The sequence below is a fragment of the Caballeronia sp. AZ7_KS35 genome, from assembly GCF_023631045.1.
In the GTDB taxonomy this organism is placed as follows: Bacteria; Pseudomonadota; Gammaproteobacteria; order Burkholderiales; family Burkholderiaceae; genus Caballeronia; species Caballeronia zhejiangensis.
The window spans coordinates 183143-201616 of the sequence record NZ_JALQDV010000039.1 but is presented as its reverse complement, the minus strand read 5'-3'; the positions used below and the strand labels follow the sequence as shown (position 1 = coordinate 201616).

13 protein-coding genes are annotated in these 18474 nt (G+C 64.0%); 5 read left to right on the top strand and 8 right to left on the bottom strand.

Features of this window, described 5'->3' with window-relative positions; translation table 11 throughout:
- Positions 1 to 328: 328 nt before the first annotated feature.
- Positions 329 to 3769, top strand: coding sequence for a response regulator (locus NCT05_RS25030; protein WP_250503409.1), 3441 nt, complete (start codon positions 329 to 331; stop codon positions 3767 to 3769).
- Here NCT05_RS25030 and lpdA read toward each other — a convergent pair.
- Positions 3766 to 5520, bottom strand: a complete 1755-nt coding sequence (lpdA, locus tag NCT05_RS25025) for a dihydrolipoyl dehydrogenase (RefSeq protein WP_250460633.1) — start codon at positions 5518 to 5520, stop codon at positions 3766 to 3768. The two genes, NCT05_RS25030 and lpdA, sit on opposite strands and share 4 nt — an antisense overlap.
- 221 nt (positions 5521 to 5741) lie before the next feature.
- Here lpdA and NCT05_RS25020 point away from each other — a divergent pair, with 221 nt between their 5' ends.
- The gene (locus NCT05_RS25020) at positions 5742 to 7052 is read left to right on the top strand and encodes a DUF2325 domain-containing protein (protein ID WP_250441217.1); all 1311 of its coding nucleotides are present in this window, start codon (positions 5742 to 5744) and stop codon (positions 7050 to 7052) included.
- On the opposite strand, the gene NCT05_RS25015 is transcribed toward NCT05_RS25020, so the two are convergent.
- From NCT05_RS25015 to NCT05_RS25005, 3 genes are all read right to left on the bottom strand, one after another.
- Positions 7049 to 7450, bottom strand: a complete 402-nt coding sequence (locus tag NCT05_RS25015) for a winged helix-turn-helix domain-containing protein (RefSeq protein ID WP_008349149.1) — start codon at positions 7448 to 7450, stop codon at positions 7049 to 7051. The two genes, NCT05_RS25020 and NCT05_RS25015, sit on opposite strands and share 4 nt — an antisense overlap.
- Positions 7435 to 9342 (bottom strand): two-partner secretion domain-containing protein, encoded by a 1908-nt coding sequence (locus NCT05_RS25010; RefSeq protein WP_350029897.1) that lies wholly within the window; start codon positions 9340 to 9342, stop codon positions 7435 to 7437. The genes NCT05_RS25015 and NCT05_RS25010 overlap by 16 nt, the downstream gene beginning before the upstream one ends.
- A gap of 364 nt (positions 9343 to 9706) precedes the next feature.
- The gene (locus NCT05_RS25005) at positions 9707 to 10192 is read right to left on the bottom strand and encodes a molybdopterin-dependent oxidoreductase (RefSeq protein WP_250503408.1); all 486 of its coding nucleotides are present in this window, start codon (positions 10190 to 10192) and stop codon (positions 9707 to 9709) included.
- A gap of 223 nt (positions 10193 to 10415) precedes the next feature.
- Between NCT05_RS25005 and NCT05_RS25000 the strand changes: the two genes are divergently transcribed.
- The 3 genes from NCT05_RS25000 to NCT05_RS24990 all read left to right on the top strand — a co-directional run bounded on the left by NCT05_RS25000 (position 10416) and on the right by NCT05_RS24990 (position 13598).
- Positions 10416 to 11252 (top strand): alpha/beta fold hydrolase, encoded by an 837-nt coding sequence (locus tag NCT05_RS25000; RefSeq protein ID WP_008349142.1) that lies wholly within the window; start codon positions 10416 to 10418, stop codon positions 11250 to 11252.
- A 119-nt stretch (positions 11253 to 11371) separates the two neighbouring features.
- Entirely contained in the window at positions 11372 to 12610 is a 1239-nt protein-coding gene (locus NCT05_RS24995; protein WP_033536488.1) for an MFS transporter, read from the top strand.
- Between the two features lie 73 nt (positions 12611 to 12683).
- The gene (locus tag NCT05_RS24990) at positions 12684 to 13598 is read left to right on the top strand and encodes an NHL repeat-containing protein (RefSeq protein WP_250503407.1); all 915 of its coding nucleotides are present in this window, start codon (positions 12684 to 12686) and stop codon (positions 13596 to 13598) included.
- A 12-nt stretch (positions 13599 to 13610) separates the two neighbouring features.
- Here NCT05_RS24990 and NCT05_RS24985 read toward each other — a convergent pair whose 3' ends face one another.
- The 4 genes from NCT05_RS24985 to NCT05_RS24970 all read right to left on the bottom strand — a co-directional run bounded on the left by NCT05_RS24985 (position 13611) and on the right by NCT05_RS24970 (position 18459).
- Positions 13611 to 14504 (bottom strand): ABC transporter substrate-binding protein, encoded by an 894-nt coding sequence (locus NCT05_RS24985; RefSeq protein WP_404989962.1) that lies wholly within the window; start codon positions 14502 to 14504, stop codon positions 13611 to 13613.
- Between the two features lie 128 nt (positions 14505 to 14632).
- Entirely contained in the window at positions 14633 to 15664 is a 1032-nt protein-coding gene (locus NCT05_RS24980; RefSeq protein WP_008349138.1) for an ABC transporter permease subunit, read from the bottom strand.
- Between the two features lie 19 nt (positions 15665 to 15683).
- Positions 15684 to 17228: a sugar ABC transporter ATP-binding protein gene (locus NCT05_RS24975; RefSeq protein ID WP_250503406.1), complete on the bottom strand. Its 1545-nt coding sequence runs from the start codon at positions 17226 to 17228 to the stop codon at positions 15684 to 15686.
- Positions 17218 to 18459 (bottom strand): ROK family transcriptional regulator, encoded by a 1242-nt coding sequence (locus NCT05_RS24970; RefSeq protein ID WP_175982673.1) that lies wholly within the window; start codon positions 18457 to 18459, stop codon positions 17218 to 17220. The genes NCT05_RS24975 and NCT05_RS24970 overlap by 11 nt, the downstream gene beginning before the upstream one ends.
- Positions 18460 to 18474: the final 15 nt, after the last annotated feature.

The following is an 18474-nucleotide window of genomic DNA, read 5'->3' as shown; positions in this document are numbered from 1 at the left end:
AAGCGGGGGCCCACCGGTTTCGACGCTGGTTTATTATATGTACCTATAATTAATAAACGCAATGCGGAAAAAAATAGTTCTCGACGCGCGCTGAGCGGGCGCTCCGCACAGGCGTTCAGCGCGATGAAAGCATTCGAACGAATGTGCTGAAAGGAAGCGATGCGACGCTTCGCGAGCGTGCCGGAGGCCCGCTACGCGGCGCGGGCGAACCGGGTATCATGCGCAGCGGCTGAAACAAGAACTACAACTTTCGCGATCGTCGCCGTCGTGCGGGCCGCTTCCAGACATCTGCCCGGCACGCGACCTTCACGCCACATCGGAGCTGTTTATGCCATTGCGGTCCGGCGTCGACGAGGCCAGCTTTCGTCGCATCCTCTTTCGCAACATCGCGCTGCCGCTCGGAACGGGCGTCGTGACGGCCGTCGCGTTCGTCGCGCTCGTGCTGTATCTGCTGTCGGGCATCAACTGGGTCGAGCATTCGGAACGCGTGATCGGCAATGCGCAGGAAATCGGCCGGCTCGTCAGCGAGAAAGAAAGCGCGATTCGCGGCTATCTGATTACCGGCGACGAGAGCTTTCTCGCGCCGTATGACACCGCGAAGCCGAAGCTCAGCGCCGATATCGACACGCTCGCCGATCTCGTCTCCGACAACGCGCCGCAAGTCGATCGCCTGATTCGCATTCGCGCCTTGCAGACGCAGTGGGACAAGGTCGCCGACGAGCTCATCGATGCCCGCCGCCGCGCGCAGGATTCCGTTCCGCTGGTGCGCGCGGGGCGCGGATCGGCCGAACGCGCGGAGACCGAGCGCGAGCTTTTCGCGTTTCTCAACATCGAGCAGGCCTTGCGGCTGCAGCGCGTGGAATCGGCGAAACAGCTCACGACGATCACCGTCGTCGTCTTCCTGATCCTGAGTCTCGCGCTGTCCGTGATTCTCGCAATCTTCGGCAGACGCGAATTGATGCAGCTTTCCAGCGCGTTCGGCACGGCGATCGGCGAGCAGGAACGGCAGACGCGCGCGCTTCAGGAACAGGCCTGGCTGCGCGAAGGGCAGACGCGGCTTGCAGAGAGAGTCATCGGCCGGCAATCGCTCGATCAGCTTTGTCAGACGATCCTCGATTTCCTCGCGGATTACCTGAAGATTTCGATGGGCGCGTTCTATGTGCTCGAAGCCGACGGTGCGTTGAAGCGCACCGCGAGCTTCGGCTTCGATCCCGACAGCGCGCCGGTTCCCGAATCGCTCGCGGGCGTGAAAAGCCTCGTCGGGCAGGCGGTGCACGCGCGCAAGCTGACGAGCATGAACGACGTGCCCGCTGGTTACTGGAAGGTGACATCGGCGCTCGGCGCGAGCGCGCCCGCGAGTCTCGCGATCGTGCCGATAGAGAACGAAGGCCAGGCGAACGGCGCCATCGAACTGGGCGCGATGCACAAGCTGACCGAACGCGACGAGCAGTTCCTGAAGTCGATTGCGGGGAATATCGGCGATTTCGTCGAGGCGGCGCAGTATCGCGAGCGCCTGCAACGCGTGCTCGAAGAAACGCAGCAGTTGAACGAAGAGCTGCAGATGCAGCAGGAAGAACTGCGCACGACCAACGAGGAACTCGAACAGCAGACGGCCGCGCTTTCGCAGGCGCACGTTTATCTGGCGAATCAGAAGGCCGAACTCGAACAGACCAACGATCGGCTCGCGGAACAGGCGCGCGTGCTCGACGAACGCAACGTCGCGCTCAATGCCGCGCAGGGCGAACTCGAAACGCGCGCCGAAGCGCTGCAGCGCGCGAGCCGCTACAAGTCGGAGTTTCTCGCGAACATGTCGCACGAACTGCGCACGCCGCTGAACAGTTCGCTGATTCTCGCGAAGCTACTGTCGGAGAACAAGCCCGGCAATCTGACGAAAGACCAGGTCAAGTACGCGCAGACGATTTACTCTGCGGGCAACGATCTGCTCAATCTCATCAACGACATTCTCGATCTCTCGAAGGTCGAGGCGGGCAAGCTCGATTTGCATATCGAGGACGTGCCCTTGCAGCGCATCATGGATTCGCTTGCGCGCACCTTCGATCCGCTCGCGCGGCAGAAGAAGCTCCGGCTCGAACTGCGCAACGATATCGACGACTATCCGACGCTCACGACCGATTTCCGCCGTCTCGAACAGATTCTGAAGAACCTGCTGTCGAACGCGGTCAAGTTCACGGATGCGGGCGCGGTCTCGCTCACGCTCAAGCGCGCAGGCGAGGGCGCGGTGCAGTTCGTCGTGACGGATACCGGCATCGGCATTGCGCCGGATCAGCTCGAAGCGATCTTCGAAGCGTTCCAGCAAGCCGACGGCACCACGAGCCGTCACTACGGCGGCACGGGTCTCGGCTTGTCGATTTCGCGCAGTCTCGCGCATCTGCTCGGCGGCGATATCGCGGTGCGCAGCGCGCAGGGCGCCGGCAGCACGTTCACGCTGACGATGCCGCTCGTCTACGGCGCGTCCGACGCGTTGCCGAGCGCCGTAGCGGAAGCGCCCGCGCCCGTGGTCGTCGAAGAAGAGGCGCCGATCGAAGCGCTCCACGTCATCGACGACGATCGCTTCGATGTCACGCCCGGGCGACGTCTCGTGCTCGTGGTCGAAGACGAGCCGGGCTTCGCGCAAGTGCTGCTCGATCTGGCGCACGAACTGGGTTATCGATGCATCGTGAGCGGCACGGCGCGCGAGGCGCTCAAGCTCGCGCAGGACAGCGCGCCCAACGCGATCCTGCTCGACATCGCCTTGCCCGACCGCTCGGGGCTCGTGCTGCTGCAGGAACTGAAGGCGAATCCGAAAACGCGGCACGTTCCGGTGCATGTCGTGTCGGCGTCGGACAGAAGCGAGGCCGCGCTGCACCTCGGCGCGATCGGTTACGCGGTGAAGCCGACGACGCGCGAGCAACTGACGGCGATTTTCCAGCGCCTCGAAGAGAAGAGCAGCCAGAAGATCAAGCGCGTGCTGCTCGTCGAGGACGATGCGCGTCAGCGTCAGAGCATCGTCGAACTCATCAGCGATACGGACGTGGAGATCACGCCGGTCGAGTTCGGCCGCGACGCGCTCGAACTGCTGAAGACGACGATCTTCGATTGCATGATCATCGACCTGAAGCTGCCCGATATGCAGGGCGGCGACCTCTTGCGCCAGATGGCCGCGATCGACGCGTATTCGTTCCCGCCGGTGATCGTCTACACGGGCCGCAATCTGACGCACGACGAGGAAGCGGAACTGATGCGCTACTCGCAGTCGATCATCATCAAGGGCGCGCGTTCGCCCGAGCGTCTGCTCGATGAAGTCACGCTGTTCCTGCACAAGGTCGAGACGGATCTTTCCGCGGATCGTCAGGCGATGCTGCATGTTTCGCGCTCGCGCGACCGCGTGCTGGATGGCCGCCGCGTTTTGCTCGTCGACGACGACATTCGCAACATCTTCTCGCTATCGAGCGCGCTGGAGCATCAGGGATTGAAGGTGGATATCGGCCGCAACGGTTTCGAGGCAATCGAGGCGCTCGACAAGAATCCGGACATCGACGTCGTGTTGATGGACGTGATGATGCCCGGCATGGACGGACTCGAAGCGACGCGGCGTATTCGCGAGGACGCGCGCTTTCGGAAGCTGCCGGTGATCGCGATCACCGCGAAGGCGATGAAGGACGATCAGGAGCAATGTCTCGCGGCGGGCGCGAGCGATTATCTGGCGAAGCCGATCGACATCGACCGGCTTTACTCGCTGTTGCGCGTGTGGATGGCGCGGCGCGTTTAGATATTCAGCGCGCGCTTGTCGACGGCGAGCGCCGCTTCGCGCATCACTTCCGACAGCGACGGATGCGGGTGGCAAATGCGCCCGATATCCTCGCTCGCCGCCTTGAACTCCATCGCGACGACGGCTTCCGCGATCAGATCCGACGCGTTCGCCGAGATGATGTGCACGCCGAGAATCTCGTCGGTTTTCGCATCGGCGAGGATCTTGATAAAGCCGTCCGTTTCGCCGATGCCCATCGCGCGGCCGTTGGCGAGCATCGGAAACTGGCCGGCCTTGAATGCGCGGCCTTCCGCCTTCAGCGCCTGCTCCGTCTGCCCGACCCACGCGATTTCCGGATGCGTGTAGATCACCCACGGAATGCAGTTGTAGTCGATGTGCGGCTTCTGCCCGTCGATGATCTCCGCGACCAGCACGCCTTCGTCCTCCGCCTTGTGCGCGAGCATCGGGCCACGCACGACATCGCCGATCGCGTAGACGTTCGGGACTTTCGTCGCGCAATGGCCGTCGACCGGAATGAAGCCGCGTTCATCGACCGACAAGCCGATGGAATCGAGACCGAGATCGTCCGTGTTCGGCACGCGGCCGATCGACACGATCAGACGATCCGCGTCGAGCGTCTGCGCGTTGCCGTCCTTGTCCTTGTAGGAGATCGAGACGCTCGAATCCGTCGTCTTCACGCCGTCGATTTTCACGCCGAGATGAATCGTGAGACCTTGCTTCTTGAAGAGCTTCGCGGCCTCCTTTTGCAGCGCGGAGTCGGTCGTGCCGAGGAATTCGGGCAGCGCTTCGAGAATCGTCACTTCCGCGCCCAGCCTGCGCCACACGGAGCCGAGCTCCAGCCCGATCACGCCCGCGCCGACCACGGCGAGCTTCTTCGGCACGGACGTGAAGGCGAGCGCGCCTTCGTTGTCGGAGACGATCTTGTTGTCGACCGGCACGTTCGGCAGATGCCGCGCCTTCGAGCCCGTCGCGATGATCACATGCTGCGCGGTATGCGTTTCACCGCCGACGTCGATCCTGAAGTTCGCGCCGTCCTTGCCCGCGAGCTTGCCGTGACCTTTGATCCAAGTGATCTTGTTTTTGCGGAAGAGGAACTCGACGCCGCCCGTGATCTTCTCGACGATCGCTTCCTTGCGGCCGACCATCTTGCCGACATCGACGGAAAGGTTGTCCAGGTTGATGCCGAGCTCGTCGAAGTGGAGTTGCGCCTTCTCGAATTGCTCCGATGACGCGAGCAGCGCCTTCGACGGAATGCAGCCGACGTTCAGACAGGTGCCGCCGAGTTTCGGCTTGCCGGCGTGGTTGATCCATTCCTCGACGCACGCCACCTTGCGGCCGAGCTGCGCGGCGCGGATCGCGGCGATATAGCCGCCGGGCCCGGAGCCGATGACGATCACGTCGAAATCGGCCTTCTGACCTGACGCGGCGGCGGGCTTTTCAGGCGCAGGCGCCGGGGCAGACGCGGGAGCGGGAGCGGGTGCAGACGCGGGCGCCGATGCCGATGCCTTCGCGTCCGTATCGATGACCGCGATGACTTCGTCCGCGTGAACGATGTCGCCTGCCTTCTTCAGCACTTCCACGATCGCGCCGGCCGATGGCGCGGGCACTTCGAGCACGACCTTGTCCGTTTCCAGCTCGATGAGGATTTCGTCCTGCGCCACGGCGTCGCCCGCATTTTTCTTCCACGGCAACATCGTCGCTTCGGTGACGGATTCGGAAAGCTGCGGAACCTTGACTTCAACCCTCGCCATTCAGATTCTCCTGTTGAGCAATTCGTCGCGATGGGAAATGTCCGGCTGCGTGCCTTGCGGACGCGGCCTTGTCCGGCCGGCCTGACGCGCCGAAGGACACAAGGATACGCCGTGTCCGGACCGCGCGCGCGGGATACGGCCCTCGACTCGCGCATCGCCTCGGCTTTGAGTCATCGTTATATTCGATGGTATATTGCGGAACACGAAAGCACGAGGTGATCATGCGGACCCCTCCGTTTCAACTTGCACGCTCGAGCGCGCCCGGCCTACGCGATGCGTGCTGTCAGCCGACCGAATCCGATCTTCGCGCCTCGCGTCGTCGCGCGCGTCTTGCCGAACTGGATTCGCATCTGCATTGCTCGGTGATCGGCACTTGTCTTTCGACGGGCGAGCTACGCAAGCTCGTGCCCAAATTCACCGATCTCGACCGCCATCACGCGAGCGATCTGGAGATTCATCACGCCGCTGTCGAACTCGCGATTGCGGGCGGCGCGGGCGCGAAGGCGCTGAACAAGGCGCTCGACGAACGCTATTCAGGCGCGATCCGCCGTTTTGACGCCGCGCGCGATACGCAGGCGCTGCTCGATCTGTGGAACGAGGCGCTGAAGTCCGGCGATATTCCGCCCGCGTACTGGGCGGTGATGTCGCATCCGCACGCGACGATTGCAGTGCGCCAGTCCGCGTTCGGCGAACTTCATATGCTGTCGCATCTCGTCGGCGCGGCGAATCGCGCGGATATCCGGCGGCTCGTCGCGCTCGAAGCGGAGAATCAGGAGCTTAGGGAAAAGATCGATCGGCAGCAGGCGCGTCTTTTCGAACTGAGCGCGGAACGCGATGCGTCCGTCAGACAGGCGAGCGAGCACGCGCTGCAACTCGCAGCGTTCGGGCAACGCAAGGCGGATATGCCGACGGCGCAGCTCGAAGCCGAAGTCGAGCGCCTGCGCGAAAAAATCGAGGACGGTGAACGCAGGCTCGCGCTGCACACGAGCCGCCGCGAAGCCGCCGAGCAGCGCGCGCTCCGGGACGAGGACGAGACACGCGCATTGCGCAACAAGCTGGGCGAAGTTCAGGCGCTGCTGAAGGTCGTACAGGCCGAGTGCGCGGCGCTGGAACGCGCGACGCTCGGTGCCTGCGATCGCCCCGACGTGCGCCGACGCGCGATGGAATGGGTGAGCGGCAGGCGCATCGTCTATGTCGGCGGAAGGCCGAATTCGAATGCGGTGCTGAAGGCGCTGGTGGAGGCCGCGGGCGGCGAGCTGATCGTCCATGACGGCGGCATCGAAGATCGCAAGGGCTTGCTCGCGGCCGCGCTGCCGAACGCGGATGTCGTGCTGTTTCCCGTCGATTGCATCGATCACGATTCGATGAGCATGCTCAAGCGCGTCTGCGACCGGCATGGCGTCGAGTATTCGCCGTTGCGCACCGCGAGCGTCGCGAGTTTCGTGGAGTTCGTCGGACGGCTCACGATTGGCGCGCGTGGCGGTCAGGCGAGCGCGCCGCCGCCGTCGGCGTTCTGCTTACGACACGGTTAGGGCTTGAGCAACTGCGTGAGCGATTCGATCTGCTCGGCGCACGCGGCTTGCGCCTGTGTTTCGACATCGCGATAAAGCCGCACGATGCTTTCGCCGACGGGCGTCAGCACGCAGCCGCCGCCGCTTTGCCCGCCTTGTTCGGAGATGGTCGCGGGCGATTTGAGCGAGCGATTGAGCTCGTCGATGAGCAGCCACGCGCGCCGGTACGACATGTCGAGGCTGCGCGCCGCCGCCGATATCGAGCCGTGCTTGCGCACCGCTTCGAGCAGCGACACCTTGCCCGGACCGATGGCGATGGTCTCGCCTTTCGTGATGCGCATGCGAAAGCGCACTTCGATCGGCTGGTTCGCCGCGTCGGTGTCTGATGCGTTTTCCGGTGTTTTCAGGGTCGTCGCCATGCCCGAGAGGATACACGAAGGAAATCGGAGGGGCGTTTGACGAGGGGCTTGCGGGCGTTATCGGTTGTCCGGATAGGACGGCAGCGGGGAATATGCAAGGCCGTGTTTGCGACATGCATGTGGCTCGGGCTGACGGGAGGCGCGAGGTGGTCATCGCGGACGGTCGATGATCGGGTAGAGAGATTGACGATGCGCCCCGCGGTGTTGTCGAGCGATGTACCCGATACCGACAGGGCCGCAGCGCTTTGCATCGTCCCCTGGCTGTTCGCGATGACGCCGCCGCGCACCTGCATTGTGCCGTCAGATACGAACGAGCCGCGCTGATTGGCAATCTGCCCAGCCGACTGGATGACGAGCGGCCCATGCGCCGAAACCTGACCGCTTTGATTCGACACACGGCCCACGTTGAGCGTCAGGCCGTTGCCGGCGGTCATCGTGCCGTGGTCGTTGATGAGCGCGTCCGTCGCGTCGGCGTTGATCGACCCGCCGGCGCTCGTCGTCGCGCCGGATAGATTCAGGTCGCCCCCGTTCGCTGCGAGCGACACGTTCCCGTTTGCCGCCGTCTGGCTGCTTGCGAGATTGAGGCTGCTGGCCGCAAGCGTCGCGTTGCCGCCCGCGACGTTCCGGCCAGTCGCATTCAGTGCGCCCGAAGCCAGAACGGTCAAATCGCCGCCTTGCGCGACCGTGCCATCCTGATTGACGCCCGCGCCGAGCGTTCCAGTCGATGCGACGCTGCCCGCATTGACGCTCGTATTCCGCTGCGCCGCGAGCGTGCCACTGTTCGTCAGCGCGCCCGATGTCGCGACGATCACGTCGCGCTGAGCATACGTCACGCCGCTGTTATCGATGCCATCGCGCGCCGATACGCTCATGCTCCCGCTTGCGTTCGTCGTTCCGGCGAGCACGAGCTGGCCATTGGACTTGAGCGTCAGATCGCCGGCCTGCGCCGCCAGAATCCCGCGATTGCTGACGCCCACACCGTATTCGTTGGATGTCAGATAGATGCGATTCGAATACATGCCACCGAGCGCGCCGACGTCGATCGCCACCGACGGCGCCGGACCGGTGCCCGCGATCGGCGTAGCGTTGAGCGTGTCGTGATCGATCTGATTCGCGCCCGCGACCACGTTAAGGTTGTTCGCATAAATCGCCGCGTTGGCTTGAATAGCGCGACTCAACAGATCGACCTGATCGACGTTCGTCACATTGAGACCGGCGCCTTGTACCGTGATCGTCCCGCCTGTGACGTTGAAGCCCGTCAGATTCCCCGATGGCCCGAAATTCGGCGTTCCGGTCGTCAACACGGCTCGGGACGTATTAATGAAACCCGCGCCGTCGACCCGAATCCCTTGCGGATTCGCGACGACCACCTCTGCGCGCGATCCCGCCACTTCGAGATACCCGCGCAATTGCGACGGCGAATTACTCTGCACCTGATTGACGATGATCCGCGCCTCACGACCGGGCGTCAGATTCGGATTGCCATTCACGTATCCGGCCTGTTGCGTCTGCGTGATGGTTGCAGCGTTATTCAAAATCGCGCCCTGGCGCTGGACGTCGAATTGTGAATAATTGTTGACCGACACGCCCGCCGAACTGGGTCGCGAGATATTGACTTGCGGCAACCCGTTTTGCGTCTGTATGACTTGAGCGCCCGAGCCGGGCACCGCGACTATCTGCGCAATTGACGGCGCGCTTAGGATGACATTGCCGATAAGGACCATCGCGGCGAGAACGAGCGCGCGCAATGCGGGCACGGGCCCGGCGTGATGAGAGCGCGTCGCGGGACGACGCGCGCCGGGCGCGGTGCGATGAGCGCTGGCGAAGTCCGCGACGGCGACGAGCATATGCCGCACGCGGCTATAGACGAGTTTGTAAAAACCCTTATTCATGATTCTTTTCGGGATTGAGTCGGCGGGGTCAGCGTCTGCGCGCCACTGCTTAGCGGCAGAGAACTCCGAATTTTCAGCCATCCTTAACTGAAAATTCATACGGATAACTCTGAAAGAAGAAACGCCTCGCGAGATGCGAGGCGTTTATTCGAGTGGGGAAATTCTGAGTTTGGAACGAACGAGCGCGAGTCCCGGTCTGTGCGCGGCGATCTAGGGCGTGTCCGGATACCGGATCACAAAACCTCACATCGCGGACAACCCGGCGCACACGTCGTCTCAACGCCTCGCGCAAGCGCGACTTCCTTCGCCGAAGTGATCGTCGCGCCGATTTCCCGCGCGAACAGCATGCGATCGGCCGATCCGTTCATCGATGCGACGCACCCAGAACGTGGGCATCGACGCGCACGAGGCGCTTCAGATGGCGCGGCGCGCGCACCGTGTCCGCGCCGGAAACGAGCACCGGCAATCCGTCCTCGATGCCAAGTTCCCGATCCTCGCACTCATACGCGACAATCACCTGCGCGCCGATCGGCGTATTGAAAAGCTCGTGCCAGGAGAACGTCACCGCATAGCCATCGTGCGCGTGCGCGAGGAACACGGTGCGCTTGAAATCGGTGTTGTCCGGCCGGCGCACGCCCGCGGCGTCGAGCAGCACGCGCAATGGCACGCCGCGATAGCTTCCCATCGGTCGAATGTAGCGGCCCGTCGAAAAGCACACGAGATCGAACGGTTCGATGCTCACGCGCCCGAATTCGCGCATTGCGGCGACATCGAGCGTCAGCGGCCTTTGCACCGCGCCGCCGATCTCGATATATGGGCTACTCGAATTGCTCTCGCTCCATGACGACATGATTCCTCGAAACATGGGGTCGCGCGAAATGGGCTATATCCGGGAATATATTACGATGTCGCACCGATGACATTTCTGTCCGCACATAATCGGCATGCCCGGCGCACGATTGGGCAACAAAATGGGCAAACGTGTACTGTTCTACCCGCGAGAACGTCGCAGCCGGCTGAGCGATCCGCCCAGCCGGCATCCCGCTCCATCCCATCAACGAGAGAGGATTGTCATGCCGTTCGTCACGACCAAAGATAACGTCGAAATTTTCTACAAGGATTGGGGCCCGAAGGACGCGCAGCCCATCGTTTTCCATCACGGCTGGCCGCTTTCTTCCGACGATTGGGACGCGCAATTGCTGTTTTTCGTCCAGAAGGGATATCGCGTGATCGCGCACGACCGGCGCGGACACGGCCGCTCGTCGCAAGTCTCGGACGGTCACGACATGGATCACTACGCCGCCGACGCCTTCGCGGTCGTCGAGGCGCTCGATCTGCGCAACGCAATCCATATCGGACATTCGACGGGCGGCGGTGAAGTCGCCCGCTATGTCGCGAAGCACGGCGAACCGGCGGGACGCGTCGCGAAGGCGGTCCTCGTGAGCGCTGTGCCGCCGCTCATGCTGAAGACGGAAGCCAACCCGGAAGGCCTGCCTATCGACGTCTTCGACGGTTTGCGCAAAGGGCTCGCGGACAACCGCGCGCAGTTCTTCGTCGATGTGCCCGCAGGTCCGTTCTACGGCTTCAACCGCCCGGGCGCGACGGTGCATCAGGGCGTCATCCAGAACTGGTGGCGTCAGGGCATGATGGGCAGCGCCAAGGCGCACTACGAGGGCATCAAGGCGTTCTCGGAAACGGATCAGACCGAAGATCTCAAGTCGATCTCCGTCCCCACGCTCGTTCTGCATGGCGAGGATGACCAGATCGTGCCGATCGCCGATGCCGCGCTGAAGTCCATCAAGCTGCTGAAGAACGGCACGCTGAAGACGTATCCGGGCTTCTCGCACGGCATGCTGACCGTCAACGCGGACGTCCTCAACGCAGACCTGCTCGCATTCGTGCAGGGCTGATTCACCAGCCGGCGCGGACATTGTTCGTCCGCGCCGGCATCTCTGTTCAAGGCACACGGCTTTTTCCCGATTGGAAGCGCGCTTAAAGTGGCCAACTCCAATCTAGCCTCAGTGCCATCATGCAAATCGATACACCAGCAATTGCAGCATCGCCGGAAGGACGTTCGACGTCGATGCGCCAATGGCTCGCCGTCATCGCCGTGGCCGTGAGCGCGTTCGCGTTCGTGACGGCCGAATTCCTGCCCGTCGGCTTGCTGCCGCAGATCGCGCACGATCTCGGCGTGTCGCCCGGCGTCGCGGGTCTCATGGTGACGACGCCCGGCGTCATGGCCGCGATATTCGCCCCGACGCTCATCGTCAGCGCGGGCCGAATGGATCGGCGATATGTCTTCCTGCTCCTCACCGCCGTCCTTCTGATCGCGAACCTCGTCAGCGCCGTCGCGAACAATCTGCCGGTCATGCTCGCGGGCCGCGCCATGCTCGGCGCCGCGTTGGGCGGCTTCTGGACTTTGGCGACCGCCGCCGCGCCGCGACTCGTGCAGCCGAAAGATGCAGCGAAGGCCACCGCGACCATTCTGACCGGCGTGACGCTCGCGACGGTCGTCGGCGTGCCGCTCGGCACGTTCATCGCGTCGTTCGCGTCGTGGCGTTTCTCGTTCGCGGCGACGGCGGGACTCGTCGCCGTGGCGCTGATTGCACAGGCGCTGCTCGTGCCTTCGTTGCCGTCGGCATCGGCGTTGCGCATCGCCGATTTCAGAAAGCTGCTCGCGCGTCCTCACACGCGATTGAGCATGCTGATGGTCGCGCTCGTTTTCGGCGCGCATTTCTCGACCTACACGTACATTGCGCCGCTGCTCGAACAGGACTTCTCGTTGAGCACGATCACGCTGCTGCTCTTCGGCTTCGGCCTCGTCGGCTTCTTCTCGAATGCGCTGATGTCGATGGTCGTCTCCGGTCATCTCAAGAAGTCGGTCGCCGCGATGGTGTTGCTGCTGCTCGGCGCGATTTCGTCGATGCTGCTGCTGGAGCACTCGATCATCGGCGAAACGGCGGGGATGCTGCTGTGGGGCATTGCGTTCGGCGCCTTGCCGCTGTGCTTCAGCGTGTGGATTCAGCGCGGCACGGCGGACTTGCCCGAAGCGGGTTCCGCGATGTTCGTGAGCATCATCCAGGTGGCGATTGCGGTGGGATCGGCGGTCGGCGGCACGATCGTCGACCGTGCGGGCGTACACGCTGATTTCACGTTGGGACTCGCGCTCGCGCTGCTCGGACTCGTCGCGCTGCAACGGCTGGCGGCATGGGAACGGCCGGCCCGGGCGTCCGCATTCAAGCGCGGATACGACGCTTCGCCGGATTGACCTGTCGCAAGCCGCGCTATATTGGTCGTTCGGTCCGACGCCCTTGCGCCGGGCTCATCGACGGGAGAAGTGCATGAAGCGTCGGCTGATGGCGGCAATCGCAATGACGATGTTCCTCGCGGCGTGCGGCTCCGTCCCGCCGGACGCGGCCGTGCAAACCGTCCCGCTCGCGGGCACGCCAAACGGCGTCGCAGTGCGCGATTCGGACGGCGCCGTGTTCGTCACCGACGACCGGACCAACGGCGTCGTGATGACGTCGCATATCGGCGAAGAGGACGCGCCCGCGTTTTCGCTCTACGCGCGCATTCCGGCAGCCGAGGGCGAACGCACGAGCCTGAGCCAGATCGCGTTCGCGCCGAACGGTCATCTGCTCGTCGAGCAATTCGGCTTCGGCACGTCGGCCGCGATCTACGATGTCGCGCCGAGCGGTCAGGTCGCGCTCGCATCGGACACGAATTCCGCGCGGCGGCGTGTCGGCCTGCTCGTGCTCGATGGCGGCACGTTTCTGTCGAGCTGGTTCATGGAGGAGGGTGGCGCGCCGGCAGAAGGCGGCGTCAGCGTGATTACGCGTGGCACGGCGCCGCGGCAGGTGATCGAGCGCGACATCGTCACCGGATTGGGCAAGCCGGTCGGCTTGGCTACGGTCGGCGACACGCTCTACATCAGCGATCAGGCCGCGAACCGCATCTATCAGGTGGACTTGCAGTCGGCGCGGGCGGCGAGCGCGCCCGTGCCGGCGAGCGATGTCTTCGCGACGGTCGATGCGCCCGACCTGATGGCCGCGACGCCCGACGGCCGGCTCTTCACGAAATGCGGCGCGCACGCCGTATGCAGCATCTCGAAGCGCGGCCGCGCGACGGTCATCGCCGACGATCTGCAATCGCCGCGCGGCGTGGCGGTGGACGTCGCGCGCAAACGGCTCGTCGTCGTGGATCGGTCGAGCGCGCCGGACAAGCCGAGCGCGCTGCGCGTGGTGCCGATCAAATAGCGACGGTGTCGCTCATCGCGGCGACGACCATCCCTTATAGCTGCCGACGTTGTCGCGCGTGACGAGCGTCGACGGCAGCAGGATCGTCGAGTTGGCGGGCTTCTTGCCGTTCATCAGATCGTAGCCGACGCTCACCGCCTGCTGCGCCATCGCCCACGGATCCTGGCTCGCCGACGCCTGAACCATCGTGTCGGTCTTGAGCGCGGTTTCGATATCGGGCGCGCCATCCACCGACGTAATCACGATGTTGTTCCGATGCAGTTGCTTCGCCGCGAGGTCCGTGCCGATCGCTTGCGGATCGTTGATCGCGAACACGCCGTCGAGCTTCGGGAAACGCGTCAGATAACCCTGCATCGCGTTCATGCCGCCTTCGCGCGAGCCTTTCGCGTCCTGATCGTCGGAAAGTACCTTGATGCCCGGGTTCTTCGCGAGCACGCTCTTGCAACCGTTCACGCGATCGATCACCGCCGACACTTGCGGCCCGTTCTCGATCACCACGTTGCCCTTGCCGTTGAGCTTCTTCGCCAGATAATCGCAGGCAATCTCGCCGGCCTGCACATTGTTGGTCTGCACGGTCGCGTCCGCGCCGGCCGCCGCGACGTCCACCGCGACCACGACGATGCCCGCCTTCTGCGCCTTCTTCACCGCCGGCTCGATCGCCTTCGGATCGACGGCGTTCAGCAGGATCATGTCGACCTTCGCCGAAATGAAATTGTCGATCTGCGTGAACTGCTTGTTCATGTCGTAATCCGACGAAACAGCCGTCACCTTCACGTTCGGATTGAGCGTCTTGGCCTTCGCTTCCGCGCCCTTCGAGATCGTCACGAAGTACGGATTGCCGAGGGAGCCGACCGTGATGCCGATGGACTTCAACTGCTTGTCGGCGGCGTGCGCGGATAGCGACATCGTGAAACCGAGAGCGAGTGCGACGCTGGCGAAAAGCTTGTTGTGTTTGCGCATGTTGTTGTCTCCGGGGTGGTCCATATTTTTGAGGGCGGGCGCAAGCGGACCCGAATGCGCCCGGTTTAGCCAGATCAGGTGCGAGCCGAGCCGCGCTGACGGTAACGATCGAGCGCCACCGCGCCGATGATCACGAGGCCCTTGATGATGTACTGCCAGATATCCGACACGCCGAGCAGCACGAGGCCGTTGGAGAGCACCGCGATGATGAGTGCGCCGACCAGCGTGCCGACGATCGAACCCACGCCGCCGACGAAGCTCGTGCCGCCGAGAATGACCGCGGCGATGGCGTCGAGTTCATACGACTGGCCGAGTTGCAAACCGTTCGCGGCGTAGAGACGCGCGGCCGACATCACGGCGCCGAGACCGGCGAGCAGGCCCGAGATCGCGTAGACGAAAAGCTGGATGCCCCACACCTTGATGCCGGAAAGACGCGCCGCTTCCGGATTGCCGCCGACCGAATAGATGCGCAGTCCGAGCACCGTGCGTCGCAGGATGAACCACGACACCAGCACGACGAGCAGCGCGATGATGACGAGCCAGGGCACGCCGAAGAGCGTGTCGTTGCCGATGAACGCGAACGGCAATTGCGGATTGAAGATCGTCGTATCGTGACCGATGAGCCGCGCGATACCGCGCACGGCGGTCAGCGAACCGAGCGTCACGATGAACGGCGGCAGCTTGAGCAGCGCGATCAGCAATCCGTTGATGACGCCGAAGCCGAGACCGACGGCGAGCGCGGCGGGAATGCCGAGCCATCCCCATCCCGGAATGTTCGATGCGAGCAGTGCGGCGACCGCGCCCGCCGAGAGAATCGAGCCGACCGACAAGTCGATGCCGCCCGTCAGAATCACGAAGGTCATGCCCGCCGCGAGCACGATGTTGATCGATGCCTGCTGCGTGACGATCGACAGATTCTGGAAGCTGAAGAAGCCGTCGGTGACGATGCCGAAGCCGATGCACAGCAGGATCAGCACGGGCAGCATGCCCGCGGTTCGCATCAGCACCTGCATGCGTTCGCGATGCTCGATGCGGTTCTGCCGCTGCGATACGCTCTCCGCCTTCGCAACCGGCGCGCTGTCGTGGTGTTTCGTCGTGTTAGCCATGTCTCTCTCCAGATATCCGTTAAGCCGCCTGATCGAGCGCGACCTTCGAGCCCGTCGCCAGTTCGATGATCCCTTCCTGCGAAATCGGCTTGCCCGAATGGCCGCCGAGTTCGCCCGCGATTTCGCCTTCGCGCATCACGAGCACGCGGTCCGCCACGCCGATCACTTCCGGCAGCTCGCTCGAGATGACGATCACGCCGACGCCCGACCGCGCGAGATCGTTGATGATTCGATAAATCTCCGACTTCGCGCCGATATCGACGCCACGTGTCGGCTCGTCGAGAATCAGCACTTCGGGCTTGGTTTCGAGCAGGCGCGACAGCAGCACCTTCTGCTGATTGCCGCCTGACAGCGCGCCCACGTTCACGCGCATGTTCGGCACGCGGATGGTCAGCGCGGCGATCGCGTCCTTCGCGCGCGCGTTGCCGCGCGGCAGGTCCATCACGCCGGCGTTCGCATCGCGTCCGGCGACGGTGATATTGATGTTGTCGCGCACGCTCATGTCGAGGAAGAGGCCCTGGCCCTTGCGGTCTTCCGTCAGATAGACGAGACCGGCATCGATCGCGTCGCGCGGCGTGCGCAGCTTGAGCGGCTTCCCGTGCATCGACACTTCGCCGCGTATCGCCGGTTCCGCGCCGAAGATCAGACGCGCGAACTCCGTGCGTCCCGCGCCGACGAGTCCCGCGATGCCCAGCACTTCGCCCTTGTGCAGATCGAGGCTGCATCCTTTCACGCGATTGCCGTCCGCCATATCGCGCACGGACAGCACGACGTTGCCCGGATCGTAAGGCGCGTGCTGCTTCTTGTAGAAGCCGGAGATGTCGCGGCCGACCATCATCTTGACGAGGCTGTCGGCGGAGAGTTCGTCGCGCATCAGCGTGCCGACGTACGCGCCGTCGCGCAGCACCGAAACGCGGTCGCTCAGTTCATAAATCTCCGCCATCCGATGACTGATGTAGATGATCGCGATGCCTTCCTCGCGCAGTTGCCGCACGAGCTCGAACAGGCGATCGGTTTCGCGCGAGGAGAGCGGCGTGGTCGGCTCGTCCATCACGAGGATGCGCGCGTGAGCATGCACGGCGCGCGCGATTTCGACGAGTTGCCGCTCCGCGATCGACAGGTCGCCCACGAGCGTATGCGGCTTGAAGTTCGCACCGAGACGCTTGAGCACGTCGGTGCAGCCGCGCTCCATGCCCGCGCGATCGACGAGCCTGCCGCGCCGCAATTCGCGCCCCGCGTAAATGTTCTCCGCGACGGAAAGATTCGGCGCGAGGCTCAGTTCCTGATAGATCACCGCGACGCCGAGCGCGCGCGCGGCGAGCGGCCCGTCGATGGTGACGGTCTTGCCGTCGATCAGGATTTCTCCGCCCGCATCGGCCTGATACGCGCCCGAGAGGATTTTCATCAGCGTGGATTTGCCCGCGCCGTTTTCGCCCATCAGCGAATGCACTTCGCCGGGATAGACCGACAGACGCACGTCGTTCAACGCGCGCACGCCGGGAAAGGTTTTGCTGATGCCGCGCATTTCGAGCAGCGGCGGTCGGCTGGAAGCATCATGCGGCATGGTTCATCTCCTGCGGTTTGATGCCCGCGTGGCGGATCGCCGCGCGCGGTGAGAAGTTGAAGAACATCGGCAACGTGGCCGCGCCGATCGCGCCCGCATCCGGGCCGAAGGAGCCGCGCACGAGCGTCGGGGTGCCGCGCGCTTCGGGCGCGTTGGCGGCGAGCGTCGTCGACAGACGTGCGACGAGCTTGTCGAGGAGGCCGCCGTCGATGTCGGAATCGATCACGACCATCGGCACGTCGAGCACGCAGAGCGTCGCGCGCAGGGCGGGCGCGAGCGCTTCGATGCAGTCGTCGATCCATTCGTCGACGGCGGGAAGACTGCGCTCGATGCAAGCCTGCAGATCGACGCGGTTATCCGCCGCGGCGCCACAGTAGTTGAGATGCCGCACGAGCGCGTTCAGCGATGCGCGCGACAGCAGGATGTCCCACTGGCCGGCCGGTTGCGGCGCGGACGGCAGGCGGCTCGGCGGCACCGGAATCACGCCGATGTCGCCCGCATTGCCCGACGCGCCGCGCAGGCAGTCGCCGTTGATCGCGATGCCGCCGCCAATCGCGGAGCCGAGAAAGAGATAGACGAAGTCGTCGCAACTGCGGCCGTGGCCGTAGAAAAGCTCGGCCGTCGCGGCGGCGTTGCCGTCGTTTTCGCTGAAAACCGGCAGCGAGAGCGTGCGCGCCAGTTCATCGGCGAAATCGGTTTCGTCCCACGCGCGGAAGCGTTCGGCGGGCAGGCCGAGTTCGCGCAGCCAGCTGCCGAGATTGAAGGGCTGTGCGATGCCGATGCCCGTCAGCCGCTCGCGCTCCGGCTCGGAAAGCAGGCGAAGCATGCTTTTGACGTCGCGTTGCACGATTTTGAGCACTTCGGATGGATGCGGCAGGATGGCGTCCAGCGCGCTGCGGGCGAGCACGTCGCCGGCGAAATTCACGAGCACCGTTTCGATGCCCGTGCGATCCAGCCGCACGCCGATACCGAACGCGCCGCGCGGATCGAGCCGGATCAGCGACGCGGGCTGACCGCGCTGGCCTTCGAGACGACGACCGGTGTATTCGATCAGGCCCGCATTTTCCAACGATTCGACGATGCTGCCGACTGCCGTGCTCGTGAGATTCGCGTGACGCGCGAGATCGGCCTTCGATGCCGGCTCGGTGCGCCGCAGCGCCTGCAACAGCAGACGTTCGTTGTACCGGCGCACGCTCGCGGAATTGCTGCCTCTGCCGCTTGGGGATTTCACGCGCTGTCTCCGAAG

Coding starts and splice junctions, on each gene's coding strand:
- NCT05_RS25030 (WP_250503409.1), top strand. CDS start 329: ATGCCATTGCGGTCCGGCGTCGACGAGGCCAGCTTTCGTCGCATCCTC.
- lpdA (WP_250460633.1), bottom strand. CDS start 5,520: ATGGCGAGGGTTGAAGTCAAGGTTCCGCAGCTTTCCGAATCCGTCACC.
- NCT05_RS25020 (WP_250441217.1), top strand. CDS start 5,742: ATGCGGACCCCTCCGTTTCAACTTGCACGCTCGAGCGCGCCCGGCCTA.
- NCT05_RS25015 (WP_008349149.1), bottom strand. CDS start 7,450: ATGGCGACGACCCTGAAAACACCGGAAAACGCATCAGACACCGACGCG.
- NCT05_RS25010 (WP_350029897.1), bottom strand. CDS start 9,342: ATGAATAAGGGTTTTTACAAACTCGTCTATAGCCGCGTGCGGCATATG.
- NCT05_RS25005 (WP_250503408.1), bottom strand. CDS start 10,192: ATGTCGTCATGGAGCGAGAGCAATTCGAGTAGCCCATATATCGAGATC.
- NCT05_RS25000 (WP_008349142.1), top strand. CDS start 10,416: ATGCCGTTCGTCACGACCAAAGATAACGTCGAAATTTTCTACAAGGAT.
- NCT05_RS24995 (WP_033536488.1), top strand. CDS start 11,372: ATGCAAATCGATACACCAGCAATTGCAGCATCGCCGGAAGGACGTTCG.
- NCT05_RS24990 (WP_250503407.1), top strand. CDS start 12,684: ATGAAGCGTCGGCTGATGGCGGCAATCGCAATGACGATGTTCCTCGCG.
- NCT05_RS24985 (WP_404989962.1), bottom strand. CDS start 14,504: ATGTCGCTATCCGCGCACGCCGCCGACAAGCAGTTGAAGTCCATCGGC.
- NCT05_RS24980 (WP_008349138.1), bottom strand. CDS start 15,664: ATGGCTAACACGACGAAACACCACGACAGCGCGCCGGTTGCGAAGGCG.
- NCT05_RS24975 (WP_250503406.1), bottom strand. CDS start 17,228: ATGCCGCATGATGCTTCCAGCCGACCGCCGCTGCTCGAAATGCGCGGC.